A 17,541-nucleotide genomic window follows, 5' to 3' on the forward strand; every position below is an offset into this window, starting at 1 on the left:
ACGAATGTGCTGTAAAAGCATACGAGGGGGCTGAAGGTGTTAAGATAGCCGAAGCGGAAAACGAAGCGGTTTGGACTGTTAGTGAAGTGGATCAGAGGCATGGAGCATTCGTTTTATGCGCTGATGGCAACAAAATCAGCGTTGGCGACTATTGGCCTGCCATGGAGGCGGCTGAAGATCGACTAAAGCGCTTTGAATCGGTTGCTTCCCAAGCTCTGCTTTTGAGTGGCCGCGCGAAGTATTGGTTCGCGAAACTTGCTGCCCGTCGTTTAAGTTGCGCAGAAATTATTGCGTTGGAACAAGACATTGAGAAGTCACCGGTAAACGTTAGCGCAAAAATCCGTCGCGAAATCTACAATGGGAGCAGCAATCTACAGACACTTGTGCCGGTGGAACCGGAGTTTTGGTATGATGCCTACCCGGTTTCGAAGGAAACTCCTTCGCTCTCCGATTTTGTCGAGTGTGTAGTTAATCAGTGGGTTATTGAAGGCCAGGGAGACTATGGCGCTCGATTTTGCACTGGCGTCCTAAGGTGTTGCATTCACAGCTCTGTTGCCGCCTTAATTGACCACGAGAGCATGACCCCAGACGACTGGTTAATGCTGGCCGAGCATGTGGAGAATGCAGGGTCGTTGTTTTCGAAGCTAGGTTTTGTTGAGGCCGTATTGGTGCAATCAAAGCCTGATCCAATGCTGCTCGACAGAGTTTCCAACATTATTGATTTTATGTTGGCAGAGCCGGAAGCAGGGCGTTTTGAACTACTCAGTAATTTGTTTTTTTTCGTGAGTGGAAGGTTGAGCCTGTCCTCAGTTTTTGATGACATGCCTGTTTTTGTGAGGCGGTTGGTTGAGTTTTCTCACGCATCGTTTTTGGAAGAGATCCTTATTTCAGAAGGTGTTGATGCCAATACTGCCGCCTTAGACCTCGCCCAACGCGTTGCTCGACGGGCTTTTGTCATTGGACATCTAGACGCCCATTCCGAAGCTCGTTGGATGCCCGAATTCGCGATGCCAAATCAGCTTAAAGCAGAGTTTATCTGCCGAGTTAACAACGTGCTTATTCGCAAAGAGGGAGCGTTTCAGGGAACACCGCTTGAGGAGTTTATACGAGAAGGATCAGAAAAAAGAATCTCGGATAGACTAAAGTTCCCTTACTCATTCTTACCCGGCCCACTCGAAGGCGGTACAGAGCAACCCGCAAATTTGCCAGATGATTGGAAGTGCCTAATCGAAACGGAGCTCAAGAAAGATCCACCAAGCCTAGGTGGTTTCAACGGTCTTGTGAATGGGGGGGCAGTTTTCAAGCTTCCGGCTGAGATCATATCGTTGTCCGTGGCTGCACTCAGAAGGCTTCACCTCAAAATCGATGAAGGTGACGATTTTTCGGTAGGTGCCTTCGTTGATGGTTTGGCACGCATTGCGGCCGTTTTCAGAAATGAACAACTTGCACAGGAAGTATGGAGTTTGTTTAGTCGTGTCGTTCAACGAAAGCCGGAGTGCCTTGAAATCGAAACGTTGTTTTCATTGCCTGTAGTACTTTCCGCCGCGTTCCCGGACGAAAAACGAGATCAAAAGCTCTGTGAAATGATTGAGTTATTGTCATTTGGTAGGCTGTCCAAGCAACAAAGCGCTTACTTGGATGCCTGCCTAGAGGACTTGCTCGATTTACGTCCTGAACTCTGGCCGAAACTCGGAAAGGCAAGCACTTTGTTTAAGGCGCAGAAGTTTTAAGTGACGCAGCTCGCCCGCGTTTCCGCGGCGTTAGATTTCAATCTCGAGACGAATGTCTGCAATGCGGGCTGCTCCCGCAGCATTGTTGAGGCTGGACGAACGGCAGGAATGGGCCGGAAGAGGTCGTCGACGCTGGGCGGAAAGCGGACGTTCAGGATGAAAATATGTTTGTGCTCTGATACAAATGCAGCAAGCGTCAGCTTAGAGCCCAAAGCGACTTTTGCTGCAGCTCTGATGTATGTCAGGTTATAGGAGGCCCTGAACTATGCACCAAGTTCGAACGACGAATAGTCATTGCTCTCTTTCACATGCGCTATTTCCACTTAAGTGCACAAATCGACTTCAAGTAACGGCCCCTTCAGTTCGTTCGAATATGTTCTAACCCCCAACGTCTTAGGGCTTCTAGAATTGGCTCCAAGGTTAACCCTTTGGAGGTAAGACTGTACTCCACCTTTGGGGGCACAACAGGGTAGACCTTGCGACTTACCAAGCCTGACTCTTCAAGTTCGCGCAATTGTTTCGTTAAAATTCGCTGAGTGACCGTACCCATTTCACGCTGTAGCTCACTAAACCTCTTGGTACCGTGCAGCAGATGAAAAAGAATAACGCCTTTCCACTTGCCGCCAATCATATCTAGTGCCGCTTCGACGGGGCAGCCATACGCACATTCTAAATCGTTATATATACGTGCCATCCATGGTATCCTTTTTGTAAGTTCCTACCAAAATTGTGCATACTTGCCAATGACTTAGATTTACCTTCTGTTCTCGATTGTGAATAGGAGAAAAGAATGACAACGAATCTTAGAGACGAATTATTTATTGTGACTGGCGTGAGCGGGCGTACTGGCGCGGCTGCAGCTGACGCATTGTTAAAGGCAGGAAAGCGCGTGCGGGTTGTCGTAAGAGATGCGACTAAAGGAGCGATTTGGTGTGAACGGGGCGCAGAGTTGGCTTGTGCGAATTTCAACGATGTGGAGGCCTTAAGTCGTGCATTTTCTGGCGGCTATGGAGCGTATATTGTCAGTCCTCCCCAATACTCATCGGATGCCCTGTTTGAGCAAGCGGACGCAATGGCCCGCAACATCGAGGAAGCTGTTGCCAACTCTCAGTTACAGAAGGTTGTAGCCCTGTCATCGATAGGTGCTGACAAACGAAATGGGACCGGATGGATCGCTATGAACCGCAGGCTTGAGGCGTATCTGGGCCGAACCGGCATACCTGTGAGTTTTCTTCGCGCGGCGTACTTTATGGAAAATTGGGGGCCCATGGTTCACGCTGCAAGGCATGGTGAACTCTCAAGCTTTCTTGCCCCTCTTGACCGAAAAATCCCGATGATCGCAACTGAAGACATTGGGCGTATTGCTGCGGAAGCGTTGAGCGAAGACTGGAGCAATGTAAGGATACTTGAGCTGGAAGGTCCGGCGCAGTATTCGCCCATGGATGTTGCGGATTGTGTATCTCGTGCGCTCTCAAAATTGGTCGTTCCAGCTGGAGTCCCAATTTCATCTTGGCCACAGGCCTTATCTGGCGCAGGCTTTTCAACTGCCGCGTTGAAAGGGTTTACAGAGATGACAAAGGGCCTCAATTCAGGGCATATCAGTTTTGTTGAAGAGAATGCTTTCGACCGCAGGACCGGGGTCGTATCCCTCAACGCTGTGATCAGTGCCATGGTTGCATCGGAGGAGCGTTAGGCTCGCTCTCAGCTCTTGTCTGATATCGGTTCAAAAAGACCGGTTCATGAGATCAATGAGGGCGGTAGTTTCCTGCTGGACTATCAGATTTGAAAAAGACCCGCCGCCCCTTTGTTCTTCCGCCACATGCATGCCGTGGCGCACTTCGAGCGCCCAACCAGACTTCGAAGAGAAGCCAGACCCAGAGAAACGGTCTCATAGACCAAACTGAAGGGAAACGAGCGTGACCCAATCCTCCAATTAGAGAAACAGACATTAATCGCAAACAAAGCAACGGCTGCTTTGTCCGCTATTGCAGACCTTGCTATTTGGACAGGTGAGATCGAAATAAGGGAGAAAATGCAGCGAATGTCTGCTTCGAGCCCGAAATAACGGATGCTGCGACTTGCTCGAAGGTCTGTTCTCAAGTGCTTAGTCACTATTCAACGGGACCCTGGCGCTTCCACAAAAAATAGCCAATAGCTGCATTGAAAATTAGGGCGGTTACAAGTGTCGGAAGAACGGCAGTCGATCCCGTTTCGCCCCATACTACGAAACCAAAAACCAGCTTAATGACGCCGCCAAGGTTTGCAACCACTAGACCCCAAATCAGGCTCCTGCGCCAAAATGCGGCTGCAAGCGCCGCCAAGAACACAACGACCAAAACGGAAAAAAGCAAAATCTGAAAGCTCGTCATTGTTTCAAGCATGTCACGTTCAGCCGCGAGGAATTCAACAACGAAGTCCTTTGGAATCGACGGTGCAGGAAAGACAACGGCGCTTAGCGGGAAGAAAATCGCGACTACGACGGTCAAAACCAATCGTCGGTGCCAAGCTGCCATACAAAAGGCGATCAAAATGAGCGGCCTTATGTACCAACTCCACTCATTGTGATGACGTTGCCATGCCCAATCCATAAACTCCATAGGGACCTCTTGTTTCTTGGTTGCAACTTAGAGCCTAAGTTAAAAGTCCTATAGGGCTTTGCAAGGCCTAGTTTGTCAGAAAGCCGACATATACCTTGGGAGCCAAAAATGCAGCTAAGTCCCGCATTGCCGACATCGAACAGGTAAAAATGCTGCGCAACTGTTCCAATGTCCACTATGTAGATTGCGACCGCAGCATCTTGACCGAGGAGCGAAAGTCCGGTTTGGGCCGTTCGTGTATCTCCTAAAGTTCAGGCTCGTTGGGCTCCAGGGTGGTGTCGACCACGTTGCGCCCGCTATCAACTCCCCGGACAATTAGTTTAAAAAGTCGTCTGAATAGACCAACCGTTCTGCTTTCGCCGGGCTTCTTCTGAAATAGATGCTTCAGAAAACGGGGCGGTTTTTGCATTTGGATTGCGCCATCCGAAACCGTGGCCTCACCGGTTTCTAATTGAGCGATGAGCGTTTCCAAGGCGTCTAGACAGTCGTCGAATTCTGCCTGCTTTTTGGAAAAGTCCGCAAGGTTATCAGCGTGACGTGCTTTGATATCTTCGACCATATTGATTTCATGATCGACGCGTTCGCGATCTTTTTCAAGAGTCTCAATATCGGCAGCCAACCTTTGAGCGTTTTTCTGTCGTGCCCCATATTCAACCGCGCTCAGGCGCTCGGCTCTGGGGCCGTCCCGTAAAAGGCCACAGGGTTTTCCCACCTGTTCATAATACCGATCTTGCAGCGCTTTCATTGCAGTCGTGTAGGCAACCTTTTCCGGGATGGCGCCGCGTTGCTTGCGAGCTGATATGAGGTGCGCAGCGTTTGCCGTATTCCAGTCCGCCAGCAACGCAGCATTATGGGCTTCAACATCCCGGCATTCCCTTTCCCAATTTGCCAGCTGCGCCTCTCGTTTGATCTTATTCTTGCGCTGCGTTTCGCGGTTCTTTGAGGGGCGTGGTTGCTTGGGCTTCCTCGGGCGCTTCTGTAGTTCAGGCTTTGGCAATGCTGTGACCGCAGTCGGGGTATCCAAAGCCTTGCGGAGCTTTGCTGCCGCTGCTTTCCCCGCGTGGAGCTTGTTTGCGTCCAGCTTCGGATCCTTTGGATTGATCGCAAGGATATGGAAATGCACATGGCTTTCATCGACATGCATGACCGCGGTCCATTCGATGCCCACTGGCATGCGAGCCTGAAAGTCCTCGAGCGCCAGCTTGATCCATTTCTGAATCTCGGGGCCATGGGTTTTCTTGTCCGCCAAAAACGTGGAGGTGGGCAGGGGGTGCGAATGGATTTCCGTATAGAGCGTCGCCGCATCCTTTCGAAGCTTACGCTCATAAGTGCTGCCATCTTTGCGGGTGACCCTTTCCTTGAGGTCTTTCAGAAGGGCTGTGTGTCTTGCTTCTAGTTGGGAGACTGAATGTGTTCCTCCAAGCCGATAAACCTTTCCAACCTGTTCGACATGACCAGAATATCTGGGCACGCGTCTTGCCTCCCCGAATACCTGAGCGGCGGAATTGAAATGGTTGTCTGTCCCTTTAACCTTTGTCTGGGCTCTTGAGTATGTCTCGATATGGATGAATTGATAGGCCATCACAGTTCCTTTCTGTTGCGTTTCAGAAAGGCTCGGTGAGGTTCATGAAAGTTCAAAACTGGATTTCGTGCATTGGGTGATTGGCGTGCTGAAAGCTGTGGATAACCGATAAGATGGGGGGCGGTTTCCTACCCATAGAGACAGACTTTAGGTAGCTTTGGGAGCTACCTGTCTGCCACTTACGCCGTGGGGGCGCTCCGTCGTTTTGCAAGCAAAACAACTGCGCGGGGCCAAGGCCCCTTGCTTGATCGTTAAACAATTCCTGATGATCGTTTAACTAAATTTCGGGTGACGCCAATCTGTACAACTTTTTGAGTCTGCCTTCCAATAAATCTGGTGGAAACCTCAGAGCTCTTCTTTTGTTGCAGCTGCTTTTTATTTGCCCGTTTTCCATGGCTCATTTGTCATTGATCGGGGTGTGGGGTGTCCCTAACCTATGTCACAACCTTTGCGTGGTGGAGCGGCGCAACGCTCCAAGTAAGATCATCGCAAATAGGCCACACTTGGACATTCCGACCCTCTGCAGCGAACTTTGGCTACGCACCAGTCTGCCGAATATTGCGTTCGTTTAATGGTGTGAATCTAGGAGTAATACCCCCCTAGATTCCCACCCATATCTGGTTTGGAAAATATGAAAGAACCTGAATTTCGGTGTCTAGCCCCCAATTTCAGTACTGCTCGTTTTTGATTTTTCGAATAAGGCTTCTGGCACTTAAGGGCGCATTCCTAGGGCGAGATGAGGCCTGATGTCTGAGCAATGCGTTGATCGGGACAGGAGCTTGTTTGACGCTGTGATGAGCGAGGGCGACGGTTAGATAGTTGGATGCAGGGAGGGATTGCATTCCTTTTGGAGGTGGTGTTCAGTTTTATTGATAGTTTTTTGGAATGGGCTTGCTTGGCTGGAAAGAAGATCAATGAATGTAAACATCACTTTGAAACAGCTCGAAGCTTTGTACTGGATCGCAGAATTGGGTACGTTTGAACGCGCCGCGGCAAAGCTCTATACAACCCAATCCGCGATCTCAAAGCGCGTTCAGGAACTTGAGCGTGGGTCACAGATAGAAGTCTTTGACCGGCGGCTGCGCGGGGCGCAATTGACGGCGCGCGGCGAAGAGCTTTTTGATGTGGCACGGCAAATTCTTCGATTGCACGATCAAATTTCGGACATTCAACAGGATGTCGTAAACCGGCCAAGAACCCTTCGAATTGGTGTGACAGAGTTGACGGCCATCACGTGGTTTCCCCAGTTGATTTCTGCAATAAAAGACAAATTTGAGAACGTACATATCTCGCCAAAAGTCGATATGGCCAAAGCGTTGTTTCATGATCTAGAGCAAAGCCAGCTTGATCTGATTCTTATACCGGAAACCTTCGTGCTTCCGGAATTCACGTCTAAGCCGCTTGCAACAGTTCAGAACCATTGGATGGCCAAAACGGGGCTGATTGATGTCGACAAACCCATCAGGCACAGAGACTTGGCGCGTTTTCCGGTGTTTGTCCAAGGTCACGCATCGGGCTCTGGGTTGTTTTTGAACAAGTGGCTAAAGGATCGAGGCGTCGTGTTTGATGAAACGCTTGTATGTGATTCAATGACAGCGTTGCTTGGCTTGACCGTTGCAGGCCTTGGCGTGGCATATTTGCCTTACGAATATTGCCAAGATCTTGAGACGTCGGGCAAATTGGAAGTCATCGCCACCGAGGATCCTCTTCCCCCAATTCCCTATGTGGCGATGTACAGAAGCGACCGTCCCAACGCATTTATTCAAGAAGTAGCAGAACTGGCCAAACTGCATTGCGATTTTGGGCGCAGTCATCAGATTTGAGGTCCCCTAGGTAACGCTGTGTGGGGGTACCCTGATGATGCATTCCTTTTTTCGATATGCCTTCCTGATTATTAGTCGTTTTAAGTATCTCTCTGGATCAGAGATATTCGTACGGGAAAACGTGCCGGCTCTCACAAGAGACGTGTTCGTTAAATCTGGCTGCTGACCTGTGTCTGCGGCGGCCGATCGTCTGGCCCTATATCTCTATACGGAATACACCATGATCCAAGATAACCAATCTCTTATCCATGAAATTCGTGATCGCTTCGCAAATGTCGAGGCGTGCCCGATCGAAGGGCCGCGGGTGTATTTTGAGAACGGTGGTGGGGCCCTGACCTTGAAGTCTGTGATCGAGACGTCGGCGAAATACGCGGGTATCCCCGATAATCAAGGTCGCGACAACCCAGCTGCCAAAGCGCTGGAGGCTACGATTGAAAAGGCACGTACCGACTTGGCTGTGTTCATGAATTCCCACTCTGGTCAGTTTATTCTTGGCGAGACCGGGACCGAGCTCTTGTTTCGGATGATCAAGGTGGCATGTCTGAATGCGCCAAAGGGTGCAAAGGTTATTGGAAGTTCGCTTGAGCATCCATCTAGCCGGAGCGCTGCACAGCATTGGGCCGGCGTCACGGGTATGGAATATGTGAGCGTCGCGCACGACGATGTCGAAGGCACGGTAACCGCTTCACATTACGCCGCGCAGATGACCCCAGACGTTGCGGTCGCAACGATTTTACATGCCTCCCCCGTTACAGGGATCGGTGTCGATGTTGCCGCGATTGCGGCGGCCATCCGTGCCGTGTCGCCCGACTGTGTTATCATTGTGGATGGTATCCAGCATGCGGCGCATGGACAAGTCGATTTGGCGGCATATGACATTGATGGTTATGCTATTTCTCCGTACAAAATGTTCTCGCGCCATGGATATGGGGTTGCGTGGATTTCAGACAAACTGACGTCATTTTCCCATGAGGCATTGATCGGCGGGCCGATCCGCAACTGGGAATTGGGCACGCGCGATACGGGTGCTTTTGCTGCGATTTCTGACGTTATTGCATATTTTGATTGGCTCGGCGGCAACGTGTCGGACGAGGTTGCGCCACGGAAACGCCTAGAGGCGGCTGGGGCCGCGATCAAAAGTTATGAGATGACTTTGACAGATTCCCTGATCAACGGGACTGGGAACCTCATGGGGCTTCGAGATATGGACCGGATAACGATCCTTGGGGGTGCGGACAATCAGCATCGAGAGGGAACTGTGTCCTTTGTCATTGATGGTGTTGCGTCGGCGGATGTTGTTGCGACATTGAACAAAGAGCGGGTTCGCACCCATATGCGAAAGGCGGATCACTATAGCGGCAATATTCTTTATCCCTTGGATCTGCCGGATTGTGTTCGTCTATCAATGTGCCACTACAATACGATCCAAGAAGTCGCCCAGGCACTGGCCGTTATACAACATATTTGCGAAGCGGCGGGGTGAGCATAGCGCCAGAGGTGCGGTTGGCCCGTTTCGATCGCGCGTCTTCCCGTGTATCATTCCTCGCTGCGCCCAGTTCGGAATGAATTCACGTCCGATCAAGTCCCTTATGGAATGTATCGAAAGTCCAAAATCTCGTTAATCAATTGGGGCAGCCTAGTGGTAAATTGACGATGGTTGGTTTTGTTGCCTCAGAAAAATATGACGCAACGAGGTTCGCCCAGATATCTGGCACAGACCAGATAATTATAATTTAACAGAACCGGGAGTTCAGGGATGCAATCCAAACTAAAATCTTCAATTACAGCGGTGGCGCTTACAACATTTCTAGCGCCAGCTGCGTTCGCAGAGGAATTCATCACAATCGGTACTGGTGGTGTCACAGGCGTTTACTATCCTACTGGTGGCGCGATCTGTCGTCTTGTAAACAAAGATCGCAAAGAGCACGGCATTCGTTGCTCAGTCGAGTCAACGGGTGGTTCCGTCTACAACATCAACACGATCCGCGAAGGCGAATTGGAGTTCGGTGTGGCGCAATCCGATTGGCAACACCACGCGTTTCACGGCACGTCGCGCTTTGAAGAGGCCGGTGCGTTCGAAGGCCTTCGCGCAGTCTTTTCTGTGCATCCAGAGCCATTCACCGTTGTTGCCCGTGCAGATGCAGGTATCACCAACTTTGATGACCTAAAAGGCAAGCGTGTAAACATCGGCAACCCAGGCTCTGGCCAGCGCGGCACGATGGAAACCTTGATGGCAGCCAAAGGTTGGGGTCAAGACGCGTTCGCTTTGGCAACTGAAATGAAAGTCGCCGAGCAATCCGCAGCCCTTTGTGACAACCAAATCGATGCGATGGTTGTAACCGTTGGCCACCCTTCTGGCACGATCCAAGAAGCAACAACCGCATGTGATTCCGTTCTTGTAACCGTTGATGGTGCAGAGGTTGACGGCCTGATTGCGGACAATCCGTTCTACCGTACGGCTACAATTCCGGGTGGCATGTATCGCGGCAGTGACGCAGACGTGTCGACATTCGGCGTTGGTGCGACATTCGTTTCTTCCACGGACGTATCAGAAGAGGCGGTTTATACGATTGTGAAAGCCGTCTTTGAAAACATCGAAGACTTCCGCAAGTTGCACCCTGCTTTTGCCAATCTTGATCCAAAGGCAATGGCAACCGCTGGCCTATCTGCGCCGCTGCACGCTGGCGCCGAGAAGTACTACAAAGAAGCCGGTCTGATTGACTAACTCAAACCTTACGTTTCTAGGAGGGGCACTTCGGTGCCCCTTCGTTTTTGTTTTGATAGCGCGGAAAAATTCGCGAGGTAAGAGAGACAGCCATGGTAGATAAATCGACGGAAAACCGACCATTAACCGAAGAGGAGCTGCAAGAGCTTGTCGCATCGTCTGATGCGGGGGCGCGCAACCCAGCGGGGTCTGTGGGCATCTTTATCTCGATCGTCGCGGTTGTGTGGTCACTCTTTCAGGTTTTGCTTGCTTCGCCGCTCGCAAATTACATTCTGCCTGGTGATATCATCAACAACTCACGCCAAGTTCACTTGGCCTTTGCGGTGTTTCTTGCCTTTATGGCCTATCCCGCCTTCAAAGCCAGCCCTCGCAATTACATTCCAATAGCCGACTGGTTCTTGGGCCTTTTCGGCGCGTTCATCGCCCTGTATGGTTTCTTTTTCTACCAAAAAGTTGTAGCGGCAGGTGGCCTTGCAGATGACGTCGATAAATGGTTCGCGCTGGCGGGTTTGCTTATCTTGTTCGAAGGGGCGCGGCGCGCGCTCGGCCCTGCTATGGCCATCATCGCGACTGTTTTCCTTGCCTATGTGTTCTTTGGATCGTCAGAAATCATCCCCGATGTGATCCGTTGGAAAGGGGCCTCTCTTAAGAAAGCTATGAGCCACATGTGGATCACCTCCGAAGGTGTCTTTGGCATCGCGCTCGGGGTTTCTACGAAATTCGTGTTCCTGTTTGTGTTGTTCGGTGCGCTTCTCGACAAAGCGGGGGCCGGCAATTATTTCATCAAGATGGCATTCGGCGCGCTTGGTCATTTGCGCGGCGGCCCAGCAAAGGCGGCTGTTGTTGGTTCTGCTGCAACGGGTCTCATTTCTGGCTCTTCCATTGCGAATGTCGTGACCACTGGCACGTTCACGATCCCACTTATGAAACGTGTTGGCTTCTCATCCGAAAAAGCAGGCGCAGTTGAGGTGGCGTCTTCTGTAAACGGTCAAATCATGCCGCCGGTGATGGGCGCCGCGGCGTTCTTGATGGTGGAATACGTGGGCATTTCCTATGTTGAAGTGATCACTCATGCGTTCTTGCCAGCGGCGATTTCTTACATCGCACTCGTATACATCGTTCACCTCGAAGCGGTGAAAAACAACATGCCAACCCTTGGCAATCGCGTGGTGTCCATGGGCAAAACCATTGGCGGTATGGCCGCATTCTTCGCTGGCTTTGCGGCGCTTTGCTATGGTGTGCAATATCCCGTGAAATTGGTGACATCTTTGGTGCCATCAATGTCTGCACCTGTCATGTCCCTGTTGATTTTCGCAGCCTATGTTGGGCTTTTGTATCTTGCGTCCGGTGTCTCTGACTTGGAGGCGGATGATCCCCATGCGAAGACCGTTGAACTACCGGTTGTGGCCGAGATCTATAAAGCCGGTCTTTACTACCTTTTGCCAATCATCGTACTGGTCTATTTTTTGATGATTGAGCAAAAATCCCCGGGCTTGTCTGCGTTCTGGGCGACCATGCTTTTGTTTGTAATCTTGCTCACTCAGCGTCCCCTCAAGGCAATTTTCCGCGGTGAAAATGACACGGCCAATGCCTTTAAAGAAGGCGTAGTGGATCTGACGCAAGGTCTCATTGATGGGGCGCGCAATATGATCGGCATCGGCCTTGCCACTGCGACGGCTGGCGTGATTGTGGGCACGGTCACTCTTACGGGTGTTGGTCAAGTGATGGCCGATTTGGTTGAGTTTCTGTCTGGAGGCAACTTGATTTTGATGCTGGTGATGGTTGGACTTCTGTCCCTCATCCTGGGCATGGGTCTTCCTACGACGGCGAACTACATCGTGGTGTCATCTTTGATGGCTGGCGTCGTGGTAGAGCTTGGGGCCCAGTCTGGTCTCATTGTGCCTCTCATCGCGGTCCACTTGTTTGTGTTCTACTTCGGTATCATGGCCGACGTGACGCCGCCTGTGGGCCTTGCCAGTTTCGCCGCTGCTGCTGTTTCTGGCGGTGACGCGATCAAAACCGGTTTTGTCGCCTTTTTCTACAGCTTGCGCACCGTGTCATTGCCGTTTGTCTTTATCTTTAACACTGACTTGCTGCTTATTGATGTCACGTGGTGGCAGGGCATTGTGGTCTTCGTCACGGCGTCCATTGCCATCCTTGTGTTTACTGCCGGTACAATGGGATGGTTCCTCACCAAGAGCCGCATTTATGAAAGCGTCGCACTCGTGCTGGTCGCATTCGTCTTGTTCCGCCCTGACTTTGTGATGAACCGTATTCAGCCACCTTTCGAAGCAATCGAACCGGCCGCTTTCACCCAAGCGCTTGGTGATGCTGCTGTTGGCGAAGAGCTGCGTCTCGTCGTATCTGGTCCGGACTACGATACGGGTGAGACCAAACAGACAACATTGGTTCTGCCGATTGACACCGAAGGGTCTAGCGATAATCGTCTCGCAGAGTTTGGTCTCTTGCTTCTCAAAGACGGTGATGCTGTGAATATGGACGAGCCATCCTTTGGCTCTGCGTTCAGCAGCACCCTTAATGGCTTTGATTTCTACGGCGATGCGCCCGTCAAAATCGCATCCGTCCAAGCGCCCGCTGATCAAATGGCAAAAGAAATCGTCTTCCTGCCGGCATTGGCGTTCTTGGCTTTAATCGCATTCTTGCAACGCGCGCGCATGTCGCGAGAAGGAGTTCCCTCATGACCGGTCCCATTCTTTGCGCAGTCGACGTCAGCAACGGAAATGATGACATCCAAACCATCAAAGCAGCCCAAGAGATGGCGACTTTGCGGAACAAACAACTTGATGTCATCGCGGTGATCCCTGATTTTGGTATGAGCAGTGTCGGCAGTTTCTTCAGCAAGGATCACCACGATCATATGTTGGAAGAGGCAAAGAACCTGCTGAATACACTGGCGTGCGAGGCCTTGGGTGCCGAGGCAAATGCAAAACTGCGCCACGTCGTTGCCACAGGTCGCGCCTATGAAGAGGTGCTTAGTCTGGCGGATCAAACACGGCCATCTATGATCGTGGTTGGAAGCCACAAAGCAGATAGGTCTCACTACATGCTTGGACCGAACGCGGCTCGTATTGTGCGCCATGCACACTGTTCTGTTTATGTGGTCCGGTAATCCGAAATAAGATGATGATCGGCCGAACCGGCCCACGCTATGCCAATCAAGAGAGAACCAAATGACAAAACCTGCGCTCCATGTGTCTCATCTAGGTGAAGAGGCGGTGTTGTTCCAGTGTGATGGCCCGCTCATGCGAGAGACGCAGGCAAGATTTTGGGCCTTGGAGCAACACTGCCATGATCTCGAAATGGTCCAGGCCTGTGTCCTTGGCGTACACAGTCTGCTGCTCTGTCTTGGGCCCGATGCGACGGATGATGCTGTGTGTGATCACGTTTTTCGGCTGTGGGAAACTCTTACACCGTTAGAACCGTCAGACACAGTCGTGGAAATACCGGTTCTTTACAATGGCGAGGATCTCGCTGATTTGGCCCATGCTGAAGGGCTCACCCCTGCAGAAGTCGTGCGCATACACACTGCCACAGAATACATTGTCTTCGCACTCGGAAGCCAGCCAGGGTTTCCCTATTTGGGTGGATTGGATGAACGACTTCACTGCCTCCGCCGCGCATCTCCCAGAGTTCGCGTCGAAGCGGGGAGTGTTGCGATCGGAGGTGGACAAACAGGCATTATTTCTCGGACGTCACCATCTGGATGGCATATATTAGGTCACACCGAGATTGAGCTTTTTGATGAGAACCGGAAGCAGCCCTCGCTGTTGTCCGCACGGGATCGGGTCCGGTTCGTTGCACGAGAGGGTGCGGCATGATCAGGATATTGAAGCCCGGCTTTTACGCAAGTGTTCAAGACGCTGGGCGGGTTGGTTATCTATCGGATGGGGTCGGGCGCTGTGGCGCGATGGATGCCTTGGCGTTGAAGGTCGGCAATGCGGCCGTTGGCAACCCAGATACCGCAGCCGCCCTTGAGTTTACGTTTGGCGGGTTTGAAGTCGAGGCCACTCGCGACATCGAAATCTGTATTGGCGGGGCTCCAATCCAAGCAAAGATTGACGGGAAACCGATACATCGATGGTGGGCGCAGACCTTTCATAAAGGACAGCGGTTGAGCGTAGGACCATGCGCGTCAGGCATGCGCAGTTATCTGTGTGTTGCCGGTGGTATCGATGTGCCGACTGTTCTTGGATCAAAGTCTACCGACCTTAAGGGGGGCTTTGGTGGTTTGTCTGGGCGTTTGTTAAAAGCGGGCGATGTCTTGGATGTTGGACCAGCGCGCAAAGGCCGTGAAATGCGCCCAAAAGGCCTTAGCCCGCGTGAGTTCCCTGACCTATTCAGGGACTTTACCGCGTGCCCTACGCTGCTGTTTATCCCAGCGCGCGAGTGGGAAGACCTTGACGCGGCCAATCAAAGAAAATTCTTGGACGAGGAATGGGTCATCAGTCCCGATAGCAACCGGGTCGGCTACCGTCTAAATGGCGTTCAAATTTCCCCAAAAGTCCACAAAGAAATGCTATCGCATGGCATTTTGCCCGGTACAATTCAGTTGCCTCCGTCAGGGCAGCCCGTCGTTCAGATGAAAGACGCAAATACGGCCGGCGGATATCCGAAACTTGGTAAAGTCATCGAGGCTGACATGTCGGTGCTCGCACAAGTCCCGATAGGCAAGTCAATCCGGTTTGCACCTTGTAGTATCGACGAGGCAAAGATCGCGCTGCGTACTCAAAATGCCCACTCGGACCGCGTACGAAAGATCATGAATGGCTTACGCAATATCGCCTAGGGAGACAATAATGAGAACGATTGATGTAAATTCCGATTTGGGCGAAGGTTTTGGCCCCTACGAAATCGCGCCGGACGAAACCCTTATGCCCTTGATCACATCGGCAAACATCGCGTGCGGTGCACACGCGGGGGATCCCGTGGTGATGGAGCGTACGATAGGATTTGCGGCCACTCACAACGTTCGGATTGGGGGGCATGTGGGGTATCCAGATCGAAGTGGATTTGGCCGGCGCGCGTTAAGTATGTCATTGAAAGAACTAGAACTTGAGACGATCGCACAGCTGGGCGCACTCAGCGCGATTGCAGAGCACAAGGGACAAAAACTCACTCATGCGAACTTTCATGGCGCTTTGGGCAACCTGTCATTTGGTGATGCCGACGTCGCGCGTACTCTTATCGCAGCGATGAAGTCTTTTGATCCCACATTGCAGTTCGTGGGCCTTCCAAACACAGAAGCGGCAATCGCGGCAGAGGATGCCAACATTCCGGTAATCAGGTCTTTTTTGGCGGACCGCGGCTATGTGGAGGCTGGAAGGCTTGCTCCGCGCGGCACAAAGGGCGCATTGATCAAAGACCTAAAAAGCGTTGAAGACCGTGTTGCAAATACGCTCGCCAGTGGAAAACTGACTTTGCTGGATGGGCGCGAAGTACCGTGTGAATTCGACTCTGTGCTCGTTCACAGCGACACCCCTGGTAGCGTGGAACTTGCAATGGCAATTCGTTCCGGCATTGAAAGGGCTGGATTGTCGATTGCTGGCTACAAAGTGTGACTTAATGTGGTGAACCTACGAACCGCACTTAGGCGCATTGGGGGTCGACTTAAATGTGGGGCGCCTGTTGCGGCGGCGAAGAATAGCGGTTTCTGTGCACATATTTTCATCACCTGCGGTTGCTTTGTCGAAAAAATTACGACCGTTTCTTACAGGTTTGGGTGCTTCGCGGTAACTCAGTTTTCCACCAAGAGTTGACCAGATCTTCGACGCCAGCCACGGGGTTTTGAAGGCAAGCATCCTCCGTCTCAAGCCAGTAGAAAGATCTTATCAAGTGCCCTGTGATGTATTGAAATGTATACGTCGACATTGTTAATTGGCTTTTGGAGGAGCACTATTGTCTCGTTAAGGTTTTGTTATTTATATAATAATGTAAGCATCCTGCCCCTGACGCCAACACGTGGCGCAAGAATGCTCCTGCAGACGTGGTGTTAAAAGGCGTATAGAAAGTTCACTTGTGACCCAAGGGGGCCGACATCTTGGGTGACTAGAAAATCTAAATCATTCCCTTAAGGAATGAAATTGGGTGAAATTATATCTCTGTTTATCTTGTTGACGATGAATAACGTTGGAACAATCAAACAACCTTTTCAGCCAATTTGGGGATTCCGAAATGTTCATTCGCACTATTGCAGCGCTCACACTCGCCACAACACCGGCCCTTGCCGATAATTGGGATTTGCCGATGGCATGGCCAGAAGGCAATTTCATCACGCAAAGCGCAGGTGTTTTTGCCGAAGAGGTCAAAGCTGCCACAGACGGCCGCGTTGACATCACAATTCACCCCGGTGGTTCATTGGGCTTCAAAGGCCCAGAGATGTTGGGCGCGGTGCGTGATGGTTTGGTCCCGATTGGTGACCTTCTTTTGCCACAGCAAATTGGCGATGAACCTCTTCTTGGCCTTCCTGGTCTGCCGTTTATGTTCGCGTCCTTTGATGCATTTGAAAGCTTCGATGACTATTTCCGCGATGATCTTGAAGATATCATGGACAGCCACAATCAAAAGGTTCTCTACACAATTCCTTGGCCAGCGCCGCAGGTGTGGGTAAAGCAAGAGCTGACGGACATCGACTCGCTCGCGAACATTCGTGTTCGTACCTATGATAAAACTTCGACAGAAGTATATAGCGCCGCGGGCATGACATCAGTGCAATTGCCTTGGGGCGAGGTCATCCCATCTCTTGCATCCGGAGCAATTGAGGGGGTTGTAACGTCTTCATCTTCTGCGGTTGATGGCTCTTTCTGGGAATTCTTGTCACACGGCTACCCAACATCGCATTCTTGGAACCTGAATGCGATGACTGTGAATGCAGATGCTTGGGCAGGCCTAAGTGAAGAAGATCAAGCTGCGATCGAGAAAGTCGCAACGGATCTTCAGCCTACATTTTGGGAAACCGCTCGGGCAGAAGATGCTGCGAAGAAAGCCATTCTGGCGGAAAACGGCATGACGTTGGGTGAGGTCTCAGACGATCTTCACAATGCTCTCGTCGAGCGCGCAACACCAA

Annotated in this window: 13 protein-coding genes; 10 read left to right on the forward strand and 3 right to left on the reverse strand. The window is 51.4% G+C overall.

Translation table 11 applies throughout. The features are described 5' to 3' along the window. Positions 1 to 1,730: hypothetical protein (locus tag ABF287_RS00865; protein ID WP_347183136.1), on the forward strand; the 1,730-nt coding region annotated here is incomplete at its 5' end. A 358-nt stretch (positions 1,731 to 2,088) separates the two neighbouring features. Here the strand turns inward: ABF287_RS00865 and ABF287_RS00870 are convergent. Then, entirely contained in the window at positions 2,089 to 2,424 is a 336-nt protein-coding gene (locus ABF287_RS00870; protein ID WP_347183137.1) for a helix-turn-helix domain-containing protein, read from the reverse strand. 96 nt (positions 2,425 to 2,520) lie between these two features. Between ABF287_RS00870 and ABF287_RS00875 the strand changes: the two genes are divergently transcribed. Then, complete coding sequence (locus ABF287_RS00875) at positions 2,521 to 3,423, forward strand: NmrA family NAD(P)-binding protein (protein WP_347183138.1); 903 nt, start codon at positions 2,521 to 2,523, stop codon at positions 3,421 to 3,423. 418 nt (positions 3,424 to 3,841) lie between these two features. On the opposite strand, the gene ABF287_RS00880 is transcribed toward ABF287_RS00875, so the two are convergent. Together ABF287_RS00880 and ABF287_RS00885 are read right to left on the reverse strand one after the other, a co-directional pair. Continuing rightward, positions 3,842 to 4,327, reverse strand: a complete 486-nt coding sequence (locus ABF287_RS00880) for a hypothetical protein (protein ID WP_347183139.1) — start codon at positions 4,325 to 4,327, stop codon at positions 3,842 to 3,844. A 244-nt stretch (positions 4,328 to 4,571) separates the two neighbouring features. After that, entirely contained in the window at positions 4,572 to 5,909 is a 1,338-nt protein-coding gene (locus tag ABF287_RS00885) for a Mob protein (protein WP_347183140.1), read from the reverse strand. Between the two features lie 914 nt (positions 5,910 to 6,823). On the opposite strand from ABF287_RS00885, the gene ABF287_RS00890 reads away from it, so the two are divergent. From ABF287_RS00890 to ABF287_RS00925, 8 genes are all read left to right on the forward strand, one after another. Further along, positions 6,824 to 7,732, forward strand: coding sequence for a LysR family transcriptional regulator (locus ABF287_RS00890; RefSeq protein WP_347183141.1), 909 nt, complete (start codon positions 6,824 to 6,826; stop codon positions 7,730 to 7,732). 220 nt (positions 7,733 to 7,952) lie between these two features. After that, entirely contained in the window at positions 7,953 to 9,215 is a 1,263-nt protein-coding gene (locus ABF287_RS00895; protein ID WP_347183142.1) for an aminotransferase class V-fold PLP-dependent enzyme, read from the forward strand. Positions 9,216 to 9,488: 273 nt separating this feature from the next. Further along, positions 9,489 to 10,457: a TAXI family TRAP transporter solute-binding subunit gene (locus ABF287_RS00900; RefSeq protein WP_347183143.1), complete on the forward strand. Its 969-nt coding sequence runs from the start codon at positions 9,489 to 9,491 to the stop codon at positions 10,455 to 10,457. Between the two features lie 92 nt (positions 10,458 to 10,549). Next, positions 10,550 to 13,159, forward strand: coding sequence for a TRAP transporter permease (locus ABF287_RS00905; RefSeq protein WP_347183144.1), 2,610 nt, complete (start codon positions 10,550 to 10,552; stop codon positions 13,157 to 13,159). Next, positions 13,156 to 13,587 carry a universal stress protein gene (locus tag ABF287_RS00910; protein ID WP_347183145.1) on the forward strand — a complete coding sequence of 144 codons (432 nt, stop codon included), beginning with the start codon at positions 13,156 to 13,158 and terminating at the stop codon, positions 13,585 to 13,587. The genes ABF287_RS00905 and ABF287_RS00910 overlap by 4 nt, the downstream gene beginning before the upstream one ends. Before the next feature lie 705 nt (positions 13,588 to 14,292). Then, entirely contained in the window at positions 14,293 to 15,264 is a 972-nt protein-coding gene (locus ABF287_RS00915) for a biotin-dependent carboxyltransferase family protein (protein ID WP_347183146.1), read from the forward strand. 10 nt (positions 15,265 to 15,274) lie between these two features. Continuing rightward, positions 15,275 to 16,036, forward strand: a complete 762-nt coding sequence (locus tag ABF287_RS00920) for a 5-oxoprolinase subunit PxpA (protein ID WP_347183147.1) — start codon at positions 15,275 to 15,277, stop codon at positions 16,034 to 16,036. Positions 16,037 to 16,649: 613 nt separating this feature from the next. After that, positions 16,650 to 17,541: TRAP transporter substrate-binding protein (locus ABF287_RS00925; RefSeq protein ID WP_347183148.1), on the forward strand; the 892-nt coding region annotated here is incomplete at its 3' end.

The sequence above is a fragment of the Pacificibacter sp. genome (assembly GCF_039769035.1).
GTDB lineage: Bacteria > Pseudomonadota > Alphaproteobacteria > Rhodobacterales > Rhodobacteraceae > Celeribacter.